Source organism: Micromonospora pallida (genome assembly GCF_900090325.1).
Taxonomy (GTDB): domain Bacteria; phylum Actinomycetota; class Actinomycetes; order Mycobacteriales; family Micromonosporaceae; genus Micromonospora; species Micromonospora pallida.
On record NZ_FMHW01000002.1, the window covers coordinates 4,596,034 to 4,611,888 of the forward strand.

Consider the following 15,855-nt stretch of genomic DNA (forward strand, 5'->3'; position numbering starts at 1 on the left):
GCCCCCCATCAGCGTTCCTGAGAGGACGTCTGATTCACGCACTTTGCGTGTTATGGCGGTTTAGTCGTCTCGCCAGGTTGGGGTGGTTTCGGTGGTGAGGCGTTTGGCGAGGTTGTCGATCATGGCGATGGTGATCATGCTGGCGGAGTTGTCGGGTCGGGCTTCGTAGTCGCGCACGAGCCGGCGGTGCTGCATCAGCCAGCCCAGCGTGCGTTCGACCACCCATCTGCGTTGGCCACGCTGAAGCCCTTGACGTGCGGATCCTTGGTGACGATCTCGACGTCGACGCCGAGTGCGGCGCCGTGTTCGACGACTCGGTTCTTGAATCCCGTGTCGGCCCATGTCTTGGTCAGGGTGGGGTAGGTGGCGGTGGCTCGGTCGAGCAGGTTCATGCCGATCGTGTTGTCGCTGGCGCTGGCAGCGGTGACGATGACGGCGAGGAGCAGGCCGAGGGTGTCGGTGATGATGCCGCGCTTGCGGCCCACGATCTTCTTGCCTGCGTCGGTGCCCTGGGTCGCGGTCGGGACGTTGGTGGAGGTCTTCACGCTCTGGCTGTCCATGATGGACGCGGTGGGCTCGGCATTTCGCCCGCTGTGGTCGCGGACGAGGCCGGTGAGGTCGTAGTTGAGCTCGGTGAAGATTCCTTCCTTGCTCCATGCGGCGAAGTAGCCGTAGACGGTCTGCCATGGCGGTAGGTCGTGGGGTAGGTACCGCCAGGGGATGCCGGTGCGGTTGACGTAGAGGATCGCGTTGAGGATCTCGCGGAGGTCGTGGTTGGCGGTGCGTCCGCCGACGCCGGCGTCGGTGCGGGCCTGGCGCCAGGCGGTCAGCCGTGGCGCGATCAGTGCCCAGCGAGCGTCGGACAGGTCGGACGGGTAGGCGGCTCGCTCGGTCATGCGGTAGGTCTACTGTGGAGCTGCGGTGGCGGGGCGCACCTGAAGTCTGACGATTCCGGAGCTCTCTTGAACCAGACACGATCCGCGGAACGAAGCCGGCATATCGATGCGGCATCAATCGGGACAGATGGTGTCGGATAGTCAAGAGTCGTCTGCCCTGCTGGCTTGACATTCGGCGGGTCAAACGCCGCCAATCACCTGCAGACAAGATTAAAACGCCCAGTCAGACCCTAGAAAGTCCGATGCGAACTGATCGGGTCGTTACGCACCAGCAGGTGTGCATCGGCCATGACACGATGACCGGATGTCTCGTGATACGGACGGCGGCTGCGTGGATTTCGTGGCGGACTGCCGGCTGCGGATGGGAACGGACCTGTTCACGCATGTGTGGGATCCGGTGGTTCTGGCGGCTCTCGCCGCCGGCCCGCAACGTCGCCGCGCACTTCGCGCGAACATCGGCGGCATCAGTGACAAGGCTCTCACCGAGGCACTCCAACCGGCTCATCACCAACGGCCTGACCGAACGGAGGTCGTATGCCGAGGCACCCCTCGGCCAGACCTTCGCCGACGGGCCGATGCGTGCACTCGCGGAATGGATCATCCGGTACGGTGACGAGCTTTTCGAGGCGCAGGAACGAACGCGCTCGGCGTACGCCTGACGCCTCCATCCGGCTTGCCCTCCCCGCCCGTGGCCCGATTTTCCCCGGCGGACCGGGCCGTCATCCAGATCTGCCGCGATCCGCGCGGAGCGGGGTCGCGACCGCCCATGTCGACATCCTCGGACCAATGAGGCGTACGGGATACTGCCTCGGTGATCGGGTTCCGCTTCGAACTCTATCCGCTGGACGAGGTGTCGTCGTGGGGCGGTGACCAACCAACGCTGCACTGGTTCGGGCTCACCGAGGGCTGGTACTGGCTCGAGATCGGCGGGCACCAGTTGCTGCGCCGGACCCGCCTCGATCATCCGCATCCCTACATCGACTACTATCTGGCCCGGCTCTGGGAAGACGTCAACGTCCTCACACCGCACGTCCTCGAGTCGGTGCCCGCCGATCTGCAGTTGTTCATCGCCTCTGACCCCGCGCAGTGGGCATGCGATCCGCTCGCCTTCGTCACCGCCGGTGACGACGACGGGTCCGAGGACATCGATCCAAGTGCACCCGACCATCCAGTGGTTACGGCCGTGAACTGGTACGGCGAGCACTCTCTGGACCTCGGCTACCTTCGGAATGCTCCGAGTCTGCGGTTCTGGCGAACCGTCCGCGGCGAGCGCGACGAGATCACCGTGGACTGGCGGCACGGGGACGACGGCGAGATCGGTTTCACTGCCGGCACGGCCGTCCGGTTCTGCGTCCCCACCGCCGCATACCTCGAAGCCGTACACGCGCTCGACCGAGGGCTGATGACGGCGATGCGGCAGCGGGTCGAGGAGTTGGAACGCCGTGGCGGCCTGCCCGGTGTTGACCTTGACCTCGCCGGACTACGGCGGGAACACGAGGACCGCGCGCATTGGCTCGCCAGGAACCTCGCCCGCACACCCAAGACCGACTGGCACGCCGTCCGCCAAGGCGCCGACCGGCTGCTCAGTGACCCACATCGGGCCAGCGCCCCGACGGCCTAGCGACCCCGGAGCCGGCCGCGCGTTGCTAAGAGCGACCGGCTATAGGTGTCACTTGAGGCGTCGGGTGGTGGGGCGGGTGTCCCACCGGTGGAGCGTTCGGGCACGGCGGATGAGTTGACGTACGGCGACGAGGGCGGCGGCCAGGTAAAGATAGAAGTCGATAATCTTCGCGTCGCGTTCGGTACAGCGGCGGATCTTGCCGGAGCCGTTCATCCACGAGTTCGTGCGCTCCACCACCCAACGTTTACCGACCTGGATCGGGGCGGGCACGCCCTTGCGGGCGATCTCGCCCTGCAGGCCCAGTTCGTCGAGCAGGTCGCGGGTCGGGGTGTTGTCGTAGTCGCGGTCCAGGTGCATGGTCGGAGAGAAGGAACTGGCGGCGCTGGTGCTCTGGATCGCCACCACCAACTTCTTCAACCGGATCAACGCCACCATCCGGCAGCCGGCCCCGCAGAACTGGGGCTGATCAACGACCGGTCCGGGGCGGAGGTGTGCGCACCTCCGCACCGGCGGCGGGCCAGCACGCCGGGTTCAGCGGGTCTGGTCGGTCGGTCGAATCAGGATCTCGTTGACGGCGACGTGCTCGGGCTGGGTGAGCGCGTACACAACCGCGCCGGCGATGTCCTCGGCCTGGAGGGTCCGCATGGACTCCGCCATGTTCTTCGCCGCGGCCTGCATGGCCGGGTCGGTGAGGTGGCTGGTCAGCTCGGTCGCGACGAATCCGGGCTCGATGACGACGACCCGCACGCCCTGGGCGGTGACCTCCTGCCGCAACGCCTCCGAGAAAGCGGTGACACCGAACTTGGTGGCCGCGTACACGCCGCTCGCGGCCGATGCCGCACGCCCCGAGGTCGAGGAGATCTGCACGACGGCACCCCTGGACCGGAGCAGATGAGGCAGCGCGGCATGGACCGCGTACATCGATCCGAGCAGGTTGGTCTCGACCATTCGCGTCCACTCCGTGGTGTCGGCGCCCAGGATCGGGCCGCTGAGCATGACGCCTGCGTTGTTCACCAGGACGTCGAGGGCTCCGAATCGCTCCACGGTCGCCGCGACCGCGTCCTGCACCGACTGGCGGTCGGTGACGTCCAGCTCAAGGGCCAGCATCTCGCCGGGGGCGTCCTGCGTGAGGGACTGCAGCCGGTCTGCCCGCCGAGCTCCGACCGCGACCCGGGCGCCCGCCTTCGACAGGGCGAGCGCGGTGGCCCGGCCGATGCCCGAGGACGCGCCGGTGACGAGGACGACCTTGCCTTCCAGGGTGTTGCTCACGTTTCCCTCCCAGGGGTTCGTGGTTCGAGTCCGCAACCCGCGTCTGCCGGCGGCCGGCGAGCCGAAAGTGACCGGCGGGTCATGTTGACCGTAGCAGCCAACATGACCGCACGGTCATTTTGGTGATAGGCTCCACAGAGAGGAGGCACGCATGACCGGGTCGACACCCACGCCGGGCCAGAGAGCGGACATGGTGCGCAATCGGCGCCTCCTGCTTGGGGTCGCGACCGCAGCGTTCGCCGAGCGCGGGGTGGAGGTGTCGATGGGCGAGATCGCCCAACGCGCCGGCCTCGCCAAGGGCACGGTGTTCCGGCACTTCGCCTCGAAGGACGACCTGCTCGCGGCGATCATGCTCCAATTGCTCGACCGGCTCACCAGCACAGCAGACCGGCTTCTCGATGCCGACGACGCGGCAGGGGCGCTACGGGAGTTCATGACGACCGGGGTCGAGGCACTCGTCGCCGACCGCGCCTTCTGCGAGGTGATCGGACGCCCGTCGCTGCAACACTCCGAGGTGCGGGACGCGATCAACCACCTCTGCGACGTCGCCGAGGCCCTCACGGCTCGGGCGCGCGAGCAGGGCGCCGTCCGCAGCGACATCACGGGGACGGACATCGTGCTGCTGCTCGGCGGCATCCACCAGACAGCAGCGCCCCTGCTGGAGGCGGAACCGCAGGCATGGCGCCGCTATCTCGAACTGGCCCTCGACGGGCTGTGCAGCCCGAACGCCCGCGCACTGCCACATCGGCCGCCCCGCCGCCTACCCCTCGGGCCGGGTAGCTGTCATCCGGCCTTCTCGCGGCAGCTCCCGTGAATCGCCTGATGGAGGTGGAGCCCCCGGCCGGGATCGACCGGCGACATCGCCCTCGTCGAATTCGTACGGCAGCGGAACCAGGCTAAGGCTTCGCCTGCGCCTTGGCCGACAGGCCCCATAGCTCAACGATGCGATCGCCTTCGAAGGTGAACATCTCCAGCATTGAAGTGATCTCAGCGAGAGGAGTGGGCTGAATCTGATCGACACGGGCATATCGGGTCAGGTCGGGCAATGCTGGATGCAGGCGTGGAGCCATCGATAGACAGGTTCTTGCGACAGAAACCGCGTCTTCGAGAGGGCTCCACGTGATTGCCTATCGTGCCATGGTCGACGTGCCCAAGGAACTGGTGCGCTACCTCGCCCGCCTGCTGGCCGCCGAGCGCCGGGCTCGGGGCACTCGACGTGGGACACGGGCGTTGACCTGCTTCTACCAGGCGTTGCTCGTGCTGATCTGGTTCCGTAAGGCGGAGGACAAGACGCTGCTGGGCGCTGGGTTCGGCGTGTCGCGGGCGACCGCGTACCGGTACGTGGCCGAGGGTGTCGCGGTCCTCGCCGCGCGGGCGCCCGGCCTGCACGAGGCGTTGCAGCGGGTCGCCGACGACGGCTGGTCGTACGTGATCCTCGACGGCAAGCTGTTCGACTGTGACCGCGTCGCGGAGACCACGCTCAGCGTCAAGGGCGACACCATCGACGCGTGGTATTCCGGAAAGCACCGCGACTTCGGCCCGACCATCCAAGCGATCATGCGCCCGGACGGGCTGCCGGTATGGACCTCCGAGGCGATGCCAGGCCATCTGCACGACCTGACCTGCGCCCAACTATAGGGCATCACCGCCGTGCTGAACTGGTCCGCCGCCGAGCTTGACCTGCCTGCCCTGGCCGATGCCGGCTACGACGGCGCAGGCCACGGCATCAAGACCCCGGTCAAGCAACCCACCGACGGCCAGCGACTCGCTCCCGACAACCGCACCACCAACCGGCTGCTACGCGGCCTGCGCTGGCAAGGCGAACGCGGCTTCGCCATCCTCCATGGACGCTGGAAAGCGCTACACCACACCACCGCCGGCCCCCGCAGGATCGGCGACATCGTCGCTGCGGCTCTACACCTGACCCACTTCGAATACCGATACCTACCCGAAAGTCGCTGAGATCACTTCAGTGGTCCGACGACTCAGGCCGCGAGACCATCCCCGCCCTGCGTGCAGCGCTCCACGACTACCGGCATCTCGCGCCCGCCCTGGCCAGCCCCGCCGCCGTGGACGCGCTGGCCCTGACGGAACTCGAGAACGATGTTGCCGCGATCTGGAACGCCTACCAGCACTCGCGATACGGCACCCTCGCCCGCCGGCTTCCGCACCTCATCCACGACTGTCTCACCGCCACCGAGGCCTACGACGGAGACGACGGCCTGCGCGCCCACGCGATGACCGCCTACGCCCACCAACTCGCCGCCTTGTTCCTCACCAAGCTCGGCGAAGGCGACCTGGCCTGGACCGCCGCCAGCCGAGGACTGGCCGCCGCGAACACCAGCGAGGACCACGTGGTCATCGGCTCACTCAGCCGCTCGGCCGCGCACTCCCTGATCTCCATCGGCGAATACGCCCAAGCGCGAGGCCTCGCCGCCACCGCCGCCCGGTTCCTCGAACCACGACTGGCCACCCCCACACCGCAACTGCTTTCCGTCTACGGCAGCCTGCACCTGGTATGCGCACTCGCCGCCGCGCGTAAAGACGATCGCTCCTGCGCCAACAGCCACATCAACGAAGCGGACGCCGCGGCCACCAGACTCGGCACCGACGGAAACCACGTCTGGACCGCCTTCGGACCGACCAACGTGTCGATCCACAAGACGACCGTGGCCATGGAACTCGGCGACGTGCAACGCGCCATCACCATCGGCGCGCCACTCGACACCACCGCACTTCCGGTCGAACGGCAGGTCCGACACGCCATCGAAACCGCACGCGCACTCGCCCGCTGGAACCGCATCGACGAAGCGCTGGCCGCCCTCCTCGACGCCGAGATCATCGGCCCCGACCAGGTGCGCTACCACCGACTCTCCCGCGACCTGGTCCGAGAGATCCTCACCCGCCCCCGACCGCCCCGTCCGGCCGTCGAACTCAGCGAACGAATGGGCATCCGACCGGGCGAGCCCCGCTGGTAACCCGACTCAACTCAGACGAGCCGGCTCGTGTAACCCGCCGCCACCAGACGGCCAAAGGCCGCCCGAACCTCGTCCGGCACCTCCTGCGGAACCGCGAACCCGCGTTCGGCATACACCTCGATCCGCTGCGTGTCACCCACCAGCATGTCCACCACCCGCCGCACATCACCGATGCTGCGCACGTACTCGTCGAGCCCCAACGGGTTCGACGCGCACACCACCTCAACGTCCGGCCAGATCAGCTTGCAGGTGGCGAACGCCCGACGCTGCTGGTACGGCCGGGACATGAGCAACACCGAACGCACCGGGATCTGACGTTCCGCCAACAGTTGCCGCGAGTAGTCGAGGTTCTGCGCCGTGTTCGTCGCCCGCGGCTCCACGAGGATCGAGTCCGCCGGCACACCATGCTCGACCGCGTACTCCCGATAGTGCACTGCCTCACCGCGCGGGAACCGCTCGATGGTCGTCGGAGCGTTCGCGCCGGTGAACACGATCCACGGGAACAGGCCCTCGTGGAACAGGCGGGTCGCGGCCGCCGCCACACCGAGGTCGTGACTGCCCAACCCGATGCCCACGTCACACCGACGTAGCTGGTGGCCCAGGTCGTGGTAGCGCCACAGCGTCTCCACGTCGGAGCGAATCTCGTCAGGTATCACGGCCGGGGTCGCCGCGGACCGGTTCATCGGCACCGAGCGGCCCGTGCCGTCACCGGGTTCCCTCATCGGACCTGCCCAGGGCCGCCAGCCCCGCCCTCGCCACATCCAGCGGAACGACTGCGGCCACCGGCTCGTCCTGCTCGCTGAGGTAGACGACCTGGCCCTCCCGCACGCTCCGCAGCAACTCGGGCAGCACGGCCGAGATCGGGAGGTCGTCTGGCGTGGCATAGGCCCGATCCGCGCTGGGTTCCCTCATTCCGCAAGCGTAGGGGCACCAGCACGGCGGCACGATGCGGACTCCCCGCAGCCCGTCCAGGGTGACATCACCGCCACCACCGGCCCGGACGTCCACCATCACGCCACCCGTCCACTGGAAGCCGCAGCAGTCCAACCGCTCCCGAGCACCCACCGAGAACCGGACCACCGGCGGGGAAACGAAAAAGGCTCCAACCCAGGGTGAAACCCCAGGTCAGAGCCTTTATTGCTGGTGCGCCGCCAGGGACTCGAACCCCGAACCCGCGGATTAAGAGTCCGCTGCTCTGCCAGTTGAGCTAGCGGCGCTCGCTGGCAACGGAGAGAACACTAGCACGGGCCGTGAGGCGGGTTCCAATCCGATCCCCTCCTCACCTCTTCGGACGAGATTAAGGCCCAAAACCCGACAAAAGACTCAATTTTCTCGGCACGGGGGACCGGACAGGTGCGGTGATACGGCACGATGTGCGCCAGGCACGCGAGAAACCGAGGTGGGGATGGGCAGGTTCACGCGGTCCGGGGCGCTGGTGTGCGCTCTGGCTGTGGCAGCGTCGGTCGTACTGACGGGCTGCGGCCCCGACCAGAAGCCGGCGTTCGTGGGCGGTCCCGCAGAGCCGACCGCGACGGGTACGGCGGCACCGGCGGGCGACGGGCAAAACGGGGCACCGATCCCGAACGGGGGAACGGTCCCGGTCAGCCCGGCCGACGGGTCGACGAACCGGCCGGTGAGCACCGAGATCGCCGCCGAGGACTCCGGCGTGAAGATCACTGACGTCACGCTCACCGCGGCCGACGGCACGCAGGTCACAGGCACGCCGCGCACCGACGGTTCGTCCTGGGTACCGGCCAAACCGCTGAAGTACGGTACCCGCTACACCGCTGCGGTCACCGGCACCAGTTCGGCCGGTCAGGTGACCGGCACCAGCACCTTCACCACGATGAAGAAGCCGAAGTCGGTGATCGGCTCCGGGCTGTACCTCTTCGACGACAAGACCTACGGCGTGGCGATGCCGGTGGTCACCGAGTTCTCCCCGGGCATCCCGAAGAAGGACCGGGCCGCGGTGCAGAAGCGGATGTTCGTCCAGACCGACCCGCCGCAGCCGGGTGCGTGGCACTGGGTCTCCAACGGTACCCAGGCCTACTACCGGGCCGCGGAGTACTGGAAGCCGGGCACCACGCTCACCGTCCGGATCGCCCTGGAGGGCATCCCGCTGAGCAACGGCAAGTACGGCAACGTCGACCGCCGGGCGAGCGCGAAGATCGGCCGGGCGTTCGAGATGAAGGTCGAGAACGCCACCAAGCAGATGACCGTGTACGAGAACGGCCAGGTGGTCAAGACCCTGCCGGTGAGCCTGGGCAAGAAGCAGACCCCCTCCTCCAGCGGCACCATGGTGGTGATGGAGAAGAAGGCGGCGACGGTCTTCGACACCCGCGACGACCCGAATCCGGCGAACCGCTACGTCACCGACATCGAGTTCGCCCAGCGGCTCACCTGGGGCGGCGAGTACATCCACGCGGCCCCCTGGTCGGTGCAGCACCAGGGACGGCGCAACGTCTCGCACGGCTGTGTGAACGTCGCCACCGCCAACGCCAAGTGGCTGTTCAGCAAGACCCTGGTCGGCGACCCGATCACCATCACCGGCACCGAGCGTAAGCTCGCTGCGGGCAACGGCTGGACGGCGTGGAGCCTGAGCTGGGCAGAGTTCGTCAAGGGCAGTGCGCTGCCGGTGCCGGACGGTGGTGAGGGTGCCGCGTTGGCACTCTGATCGGCTTCGCGTGTTTTCCTTCACGCCCCGAAACGGGTACCAGGTTCCGTACGTCTCTCTAAGGAACGATGGTTCCGGGACCACGACTGTGAGGACATCATGCGAGCTGACCAGCAGCTGATACGGAGCAGGGGCGACCGGCGACGCGGCGGGCTCGCGGCGGCGGTGCTCGTCGCCGCGCTCGCGCTGACCTCGGGTTGCACCGGTGGGGGCAAGGATGGGCCGACGCCGCCGGGTGCCAGCGAGAAGGCACCCGAGGCGACGGTGGCGATCACCACACCGCAGGCCGACGCGAAGGACGTGCCGGCCGCGACCGAGATCGCGTTCACCGCCGAGAAGGCCCAGGAGACGACCGTCGAGCTGAAGGACGCGGCCGGTGCGGCCGTCGAGGGCACGCTCGCCGACGATGGCAAGAGCTGGCTGCCGTCCGGTGCGTTGAAGTACGGCACCACGTACACCGCCACCGTGTCGGCGACCGGCTCGGACGGGAAGGCCGCGACCGCAACGCACACCTTCACCACCATGGCCAAGCCGGCCAACCAGGTGCGGGTGACCAGCTTCCTCGGCGACAACCAGGTGGTCGGGGTCGGTATGCCGCTGATCGTCAAGTTCGGCCGGGCGATCCCGGAGGACTACCGCGACGACGTGCAGCGCCGGATGACCGTGCAGTCCAATCCGCCGCAGGAGGGCATCTGGCACTGGGTCAGCCCGACCGAGATCCGCTACCGCCCGAAGGAGTTCTGGCAGGCGGGCAGCACGGTGCAGTACCGGGTGCAGGCCGGCGGCCTGCCGATGGGCAAGGACTGGTACGGGCGGGCCGATCTGAGCGTGGACATCAAGATCGGCGCGGCGACCGTGATGACCGTCGACAACAAGACCAAGCGGATGACGGTCACCCGGGACGGCAAGGTGATCAGGACCATTCCGGTCAGCCTCGGCAAGAAGAGCACCCCTTCGTCCAGCGGGACGATGGTGGTCATCGAGAAGCTGAAAGAAACGGTCTTCGACACCTTCGACGAACTGGGTCCGGAGGACGGCTACCGCACCGACATCGACTTCGCGCAGCGGCTCACCTGGGGCGGGGAGTTCATCCACGCCGCGCCCTGGTCGGAGGGTCAGCAGGGGCGGGTCAACGTCTCGCACGGCTGCGTGAACGTGTCCATGAAGGAAGGCGAGTGGCTCTTCAAGCAGACCCGGATCGGTGACCCGATCACCGTGAAGGGCACCGAGCGCAAGCTCCAGAACGGCAACGGTTGGACGGACTGGAACATGAGCTGGGAGGAGTACGTCAAGGGCAGTGCCCTGCCGTACGAGCCGGAGGCGACGCCGTCGGCGACCGAGTGACCGGTTCAGCGTAGGACGGCCGGGGCGGCCCGTGACGAGACGGGCCTCCCCGGCCGTCGTCGTTCCTGGCAGCCACCACGATCCGGAGGGGCCAGCCCGGGCGAACACGATCCGAAGGATGCGGCCAGGGGGAAATCCGCAGGGTCCAGCCCAGGGGAGAGGGAATACAGCCCCGGGGAAAGCAGTGAGCCCCCTCCGAGGAGGGGGCTCGTCGCCTACTGGGGTGACTGATGGGATTTGAACCCACGACACCCGGGACCACAACCCGGTGCTCTGCCAACTGAGCTACAGCCACCATGCCGTCGCGCCCGGATCACCGACCCGGGCGGGCGCGCCGACCAATGATAGCCACACCCCTCCCGGTCCCGTCGAGCGGGTTCCACCCCGAACCGGATTTCCGGCCCGTCGGCCCGCGCCCTGCGCCCCGGCCCGCCGCGACGCCTCGCCGGACCAACCGCCCTACCGCCCCGCGACGTCTCGCCGGACCGCCCCGCGACACCTTGCCCTAGCGGCCCGCGACCCCGCCCTACAACTGCGCGGCGATGGCCTTGGCGGTCTCCACGTCCGGCCCGGGCAGCGGGACGAACAGGGTACGGCGGTAGTACTCCAACTCCCGGATGCTCTCCCGGACGTCGGCCAGGGCACGGTGCGCCAGCCCCTTGGCGGGCTGGCCGAAGTACACCCGGGGGTACCAGCGCCGGCATAGTTCCTTGATCGAGGAAACGTCGATCATCCGGTAGTGCAGGTGGCCGTCGAGGCGGGGCATGTCCCGGGCGAGGAAGCCCCGGTCGGTGGCGATCGAGTTGCCGCACAGCGGCGCGGTACGGGGGTCCTTCACGAAGCTGGTGACGTACTCCAGCACCATGTCCTCGGCTTCGGCGATGGTGACCGTGGAGCGGCGCACCTCCTCGGTGAGTCCGGACTTCTCGTGCATCGTCCGGACGATCTCCGGCATCGCCGCGAGTTTCTCTTCGTCGGCGTGGATGACCACGTCCACACCGTCACCGAGCACGTTGAGGTCGGGATCGGTGACGAGCGCGGCGACCTCGATCAGCGCATCCCGGCCGAGGTCCAACCCGGTCATCTCACAGTCGATCCAGACGAGAAGATCAGCCACCGGAACAGACTACGCGCAGCACAGACGGCCCGCGCCTGCGCACCGTCGGCGGGAACGACCGTTAGGGTTTCCCCGTGCCAGCACAACCTGCCGCTCCGTCCGCCCTGGTCGAGCCGGACCCGGGCGGTCGCAGGGTCCGCCGGCTCCTCACCGTCCTGGCCCTCGTCGCCGTGCTGCCCGCCCTCTACCTGCCGGGACTCGTACACGACTTCTTCGACCTGAAGATCTACATGCGGGCGATGGAGTGGTGGGCGGCGGGCAACCCGCTCTACGACTACAGCCAGCCGGACCGGGTCCAGGGTGCGCTCTACTTCACCTACCCACCGTTCAGCGCGCTGCTGCTGCGCCCGTTCGCGGTGCTGCCGCTCGGCGCGACCATCGTGGTCTTCACCGTGCTCACCGCAGTCGGCGTGGTGGTGACGACCCGGTGGCTGGTCGGCCCGGTGATCGTCCGGCACGATCTGCCCCGCCTGTTCACGTTGACCGTGGCGGTCCTGCTGGCCTTCGCGGTGGAGAGCACCCGGGAAACCCTCACCTTCGGCCAGATCAACATGCTGCTGGTGGTGCTGATCCTGGCCGACCTGCTCTTCGCCGTACCCGGGAGAAAACGCTGGGCCGGGGTGGCGGTGGGGCTGGCGACGGCGCTCAAGCTCTTCCCGGGCATCTTTATCGTCTATCTGCTGGTGACCCGGCAGTGGCGGGCGGCGATCGTGGCGAGCGCGACCGCCGCGGCGGCGACACTGCTGGCGGCGGCCTTCGCGCCGCGTGACTCGTGGCGGTTCTGGACGCACGAGCTGTGGGCCACCGACCGGGTGGGGCGCACCGACTACACCGGCAACCAGTCCCTGTTCGGGCTGCTGAGCCGCTTCACTGTGCCCGAGAAACCGGACCGGCTGCTCTGGCTGCTGCTGGTGGCGGCGGTGACCGCGTACGGGCTGTGGCGGGCGGCGCAGGCGGCGCGGGCCGGTGATCCGCTCACCGGACTGACCCTGACCGGGCTGGTGGGCGGGCTGGTCAGCCCGATCACCTGGACCCACCACATCTACTGGTTCATCCCGGCTGTGGTGATCATGCTCGACGCCGGGCTGGGCCCGGACCGGGCGACGTCCCGCACCGGGTCCGGGGTGGCCGGCCTCGACCCGGCGATGCCCCGTACCGATCCGACGGTGCCCGGTAGCGACCCGGCGACGTCCGGCGTCGACCCGGAGGTGGCGGGTGCCGGCCCGGCCGGCCGGCGTGGGTGGGTCCGGTGGCTGCTGGTGGTGGCGATCGCCAGCTATCTGCTGATCGCCTACGGTGTGGTCTCGTTCCAGGACTGGGGGGCTGGTCCGGCCCGTACCGACGATCCGGTGGACGTGCTGACCCGCAACACCTACGTCCTGCTCTCGCTGCTGCTGCTGGTGGTGCTGCCGGTGCGACCGGCCGCCGGGGACCGGACGGCCGGCGTCGGCGCGTCGGTGCCCCGCGCGCGACCGACCCGGTGGATCCGCTGGCGCCCCAAGGCGAAACTTGCATCAAATGGACACAACTGACGAGTAACGCGTTTACCGGCTAATCTGGCATCACCTACCTCAGACGTTCTCTCAGGTAGCACCGATCCCCCGGTGAAGGTGGCCCTCCGTGTCGGCAGCACGGAGGGCCACCCGCTTTCCAGCCGCAGACCGGGCCTACCGGACGGTTCGACAGCCGAGCAGGTCGGTCACGGTCGCGCAGACGGCCCTCGACATCCGCGAACGCACAGTGTCGACGGGCAGCGGGTCGGGCTGGCGAGCGGGGACCACCGCGTCGCGCCAGGACCGGTCCGCCGTCGCGCCCAACCCGCCGACGGACCCGCGGACCGCCCCGCGCCCAACCCGCTGGCGGACGCGGATCAGTCCGCCGCCGCGCCCGACCCGCCGGCGGGCCCGCCGGGAGGCGACAGGGGCGGCCAGGCCAGGCCGGGCGGCCCGGCCGGCGTGCGACCCGCCGGCTCCTCCGCCGACCCACGCCGGTCGGCGCAGAGGTCGGCCAGGGTCGCCGGACGACCGACCGGACCCGCCAGGGTGGCCGGGCGACCGGCCGAGTCCGGCAGGCCGACCGGACGGCCAACCGGGCCCGCCGGGGTGGCCGGACGACCGGCCGAGTCCGCTGGGGTGACCGGACCACCGTCCGAGTCCGGCAGGGCGGCCGGACGACTGGCCGGGCCCGCACCGATGGCGGGCACGCCGGCCGGCGAGAGCGCGCGCACCTCCTCCGCCGTCGTCGTCCCCACGGCCACCAGCGTCCGCTCGGCCGGCGACGCCGGGGGCGGCTCCTCGGACGGTGCGCCGAGCGCGCTGAGCGAGGTCACCCCGAGCCGCTGGGCGAGGACCGGCACCTGGTCCGGTTCGACCACGAAGACCACCTCCCGGGGGCGGGGCGGGCGCAGCGGGAGCACCAGGGCCAGGGCCACCAGCAGCGCCCCACCGACGGGCAGCGCCCAGCGGGCCGGGGTGAGCCAGCCGGGGCGCAGTTCGGCCCGCACGTCCAGCGTCAGACCCGGCCGACCCTCCGGGTGCATCAGCACCAGGGTCATCGACCGGCCGTCGAACTCGGCGGGGTCCCACTCCAGCGCCCCGATGCCCTCGCGGACCCAGAACGGCTGGCCGACCGGTTCGGGTGTCGGAACGGCGGGTTCGGCGCGTCCCACCGGTTCCACCCGGGCCGGTAGCGCGCCCCGGGCCACCACGACGCGGGTCAGGGCGGCCCGCGGCGCGTCGCCCAGCCAGCGGTCCACCTCGCTGGTCGGTGCCAGCCCGAGGAAGGCGGGTCCATCGGCGGTACGCGCGGTCAGTCGCAGTCGGTTCGCCCCGGTCTGGACGAACGGGGCGTCCCGGCGCAGCAGGTCGGGCAGGTCGGTGACGACCACCGCGTGGCCGGGGGTCCGGACCGGCTCGAACCGGGCACGGAACCCGCCGTCCGGGTCGGCGTGCCGGGCGACGATCCAGAGCGCGCCGCCGACGACGAGCGCCGGGATCCCGATGACCAGTAACAGCATTCCGGCGAGCGCTCGCGCGAACCGCATCCGTGTCGTCCTCCTCCTGAGCCGGGTACCTGGACGACCTTACCCAGACAAGCGACGCAATCCCCGGATATCGGATGAAGCGGACAGCAGTCGCAAGGCAACCGTCCGGGCCGCCCGACTCGTCGCCCCTCCGCCGTGAACGGCCCCGGCCCCGTCGGTTGAACCGACGGGGCCGGGGTGCGCAGGGTGGTGCCGGCTCAGGCGTCCCGCACCGGCCTCCGCCGGGTACGCGCGTACGCGACTGCGCCCAGTCCCAGCCCGGCCAGCCCGGCGACCAGGCCGGCGATGCCGAGGCCGAGGGCCGGCCCGGAGCCGTCCGCGCCCGCCTCCTCGTCGGCGCCCCGGGCCGCCGGCGCGGCCGACGGGGACGGGGCGGCGAGGGTCAGCACCGGTGCCGGGCTCTCCGACTCCTCCCCACCCGGGGTCGGCGCCTCGATCCAGCGCTGCACATTGCCGTCCGAGTAGGTCTGGAGCGTCTTGAAGACCATCTGGTCGGTCTGCGGCAACGGCCCCATCGACACCGCGAACTCCTGGAACTGGCCCGGCTCGACCCCGCCGCCCGCGGCCGCCGTCCAGGTCAGCTTCGACACCACCTCGGAGAGCTGGCTGCCGTGCACCTCCACCGGCGGGTCGACCTTGCGCTTCTCCACTGTCACTGTCCAGCCGGGCACGGGCATGGTGGAGACCGAGCCGACCGGGGCGTTCTCCGGCAACACCACCTCGACCTTCGTGGTGGCGGCGGTGTCGCTCTCGTTCGGCACCCGGAACGCGAACCGGCCGTAGCCGCCCTGGGTGGCGTCGGCGGGGTTGACCGAGACGTGCGCCGAGGCCGGGCCGGCGAGGCCAAGAACGGCGGTGGCGACGGCCGCACCGAGGGCAAGGGCGGCTGCGGTACGCCGGTGACGGATCATGG

General features: G+C 69.5%; 14 protein-coding genes, 2 tRNA genes and 4 pseudogenes. 9 read left to right on the plus strand and 11 right to left on the minus strand.

From position 1 onward, the window contains the following. Window positions 1–60: 60 nt before the first annotated feature. Window positions 61–896 (minus strand): annotated as a pseudogene (locus GA0074692_RS18880) (IS5 family transposase). A gap of 361 nt (window positions 897–1,257) precedes the next feature. Here GA0074692_RS18880 and GA0074692_RS37010 point away from each other — a divergent pair. The 3 genes and pseudogenes from GA0074692_RS37010 to GA0074692_RS18890 form a co-directional block, all read left to right on the plus strand. Beyond that, window positions 1,258–1,341, plus strand: a pseudogene (locus GA0074692_RS37010) (hypothetical protein); the annotation flags it as partial. Between the two features lie 22 nt (window positions 1,342–1,363). Further along, window positions 1,364–1,555 (plus strand): hypothetical protein, encoded by a 192-nt coding sequence (locus GA0074692_RS36080; protein WP_245730368.1) that lies wholly within the window; start codon window positions 1,364–1,366, stop codon window positions 1,553–1,555. 152 nt (window positions 1,556–1,707) lie between these two features. Beyond that, window positions 1,708–2,517: a DUF5984 family protein gene (locus GA0074692_RS18890; protein WP_091646487.1), complete on the plus strand. Its 810-nt coding sequence runs from the start codon at window positions 1,708–1,710 to the stop codon at window positions 2,515–2,517. Window positions 2,518–2,565: 48 nt separating this feature from the next. On the opposite strand, the pseudogene GA0074692_RS18895 reads toward GA0074692_RS18890, so the two are convergent. Then, window positions 2,566–2,874: pseudogene (locus tag GA0074692_RS18895) on the minus strand (IS5/IS1182 family transposase); the annotation flags it as partial. 174 nt (window positions 2,875–3,048) lie between these two features. Continuing rightward, entirely contained in the window at window positions 3,049–3,786 is a 738-nt protein-coding gene (locus GA0074692_RS18905) for an SDR family NAD(P)-dependent oxidoreductase (protein ID WP_091646490.1), read from the minus strand. 190 nt (window positions 3,787–3,976) lie between these two features. Between GA0074692_RS18905 and GA0074692_RS18910 the strand changes: the two genes are divergently transcribed. Further along, the gene (locus GA0074692_RS18910) at window positions 3,977–4,600 is read left to right on the plus strand and encodes a TetR/AcrR family transcriptional regulator (protein WP_176738496.1); all 624 of its coding nucleotides are present in this window, start codon (window positions 3,977–3,979) and stop codon (window positions 4,598–4,600) included. A gap of 82 nt (window positions 4,601–4,682) precedes the next feature. Here the strand turns inward: GA0074692_RS18910 and GA0074692_RS34825 are convergent, their stop codons facing one another. After that, on the minus strand, window positions 4,683–4,856 hold the full coding sequence (locus tag GA0074692_RS34825; protein ID WP_176738497.1) for a hypothetical protein: 174 nt from the start codon (window positions 4,854–4,856) through the stop codon (window positions 4,683–4,685). Window positions 4,857–4,905: 49 nt separating this feature from the next. Here GA0074692_RS34825 and GA0074692_RS18915 point away from each other — a divergent pair. Next, window positions 4,906–5,748 (plus strand): annotated as a pseudogene (locus tag GA0074692_RS18915) (transposase family protein). Between the two features lie 107 nt (window positions 5,749–5,855). Beyond that, entirely contained in the window at window positions 5,856–6,764 is a 909-nt protein-coding gene (locus GA0074692_RS18920; RefSeq protein WP_245730369.1) for an XRE family transcriptional regulator, read from the plus strand. Between the two features lie 11 nt (window positions 6,765–6,775). Here GA0074692_RS18920 and GA0074692_RS18925 read toward each other — a convergent pair whose 3' ends face one another. The 3 genes from GA0074692_RS18925 to GA0074692_RS18935 form a co-directional block, all read right to left on the minus strand. Then, a complete protein-coding gene (locus tag GA0074692_RS18925; RefSeq protein ID WP_245730703.1) occupies window positions 6,776–7,453 on the minus strand; it encodes a YdcF family protein in 678 nt (225 codons plus the stop codon). Between the two features lie 16 nt (window positions 7,454–7,469). Then, a complete protein-coding gene (locus GA0074692_RS34065) occupies window positions 7,470–7,676 on the minus strand; it encodes a hypothetical protein (protein WP_141725332.1) in 207 nt (68 codons plus the stop codon). Window positions 7,677–7,905: 229 nt separating this feature from the next. Continuing rightward, window positions 7,906–7,981: transfer RNA gene (locus GA0074692_RS18935), tRNA-Lys, on the minus strand. Between the two features lie 188 nt (window positions 7,982–8,169). On the opposite strand from GA0074692_RS18935, the gene GA0074692_RS18940 reads away from it, so the two are divergent. Further along, the gene (locus GA0074692_RS18940) at window positions 8,170–9,438 is read left to right on the plus strand and encodes a L,D-transpeptidase (protein ID WP_091646498.1); all 1,269 of its coding nucleotides are present in this window, start codon (window positions 8,170–8,172) and stop codon (window positions 9,436–9,438) included. 99 nt (window positions 9,439–9,537) lie between these two features. Further along, window positions 9,538–10,782 (plus strand): L,D-transpeptidase, encoded by a 1,245-nt coding sequence (locus GA0074692_RS18945; protein WP_091646500.1) that lies wholly within the window; start codon window positions 9,538–9,540, stop codon window positions 10,780–10,782. Between the two features lie 219 nt (window positions 10,783–11,001). On the opposite strand, the gene GA0074692_RS18950 is transcribed toward GA0074692_RS18945, so the two are convergent. Then, window positions 11,002–11,077, minus strand: a tRNA-His gene (locus tag GA0074692_RS18950). A 231-nt stretch (window positions 11,078–11,308) separates the two neighbouring features. Next, window positions 11,309–11,899: an oligoribonuclease gene (orn, locus tag GA0074692_RS18955; protein WP_091646502.1), complete on the minus strand. Its 591-nt coding sequence runs from the start codon at window positions 11,897–11,899 to the stop codon at window positions 11,309–11,311. A gap of 74 nt (window positions 11,900–11,973) precedes the next feature. Between orn and GA0074692_RS18960 the strand changes: the two genes are divergently transcribed. After that, on the plus strand, window positions 11,974–13,431 hold the full coding sequence (locus GA0074692_RS18960) for a glycosyltransferase family 87 protein (protein WP_245730370.1): 1,458 nt from the start codon (window positions 11,974–11,976) through the stop codon (window positions 13,429–13,431). Window positions 13,432–13,769: 338 nt separating this feature from the next. Here GA0074692_RS18960 and GA0074692_RS37015 read toward each other — a convergent pair whose 3' ends face one another. Both GA0074692_RS37015 and GA0074692_RS18970 read right to left on the minus strand, forming a co-directional pair. Further along, a complete protein-coding gene (locus GA0074692_RS37015) occupies window positions 13,770–14,942 on the minus strand; it encodes a YML083C domain-containing protein (protein WP_176738498.1) in 1,173 nt (390 codons plus the stop codon). A gap of 197 nt (window positions 14,943–15,139) precedes the next feature. Further along, window positions 15,140–15,853 (minus strand): YcnI family copper-binding membrane protein, encoded by a 714-nt coding sequence (locus GA0074692_RS18970; RefSeq protein WP_091646504.1) that lies wholly within the window; start codon window positions 15,851–15,853, stop codon window positions 15,140–15,142. Between the last annotated feature and the right edge of the window lie 2 nt (window positions 15,854–15,855).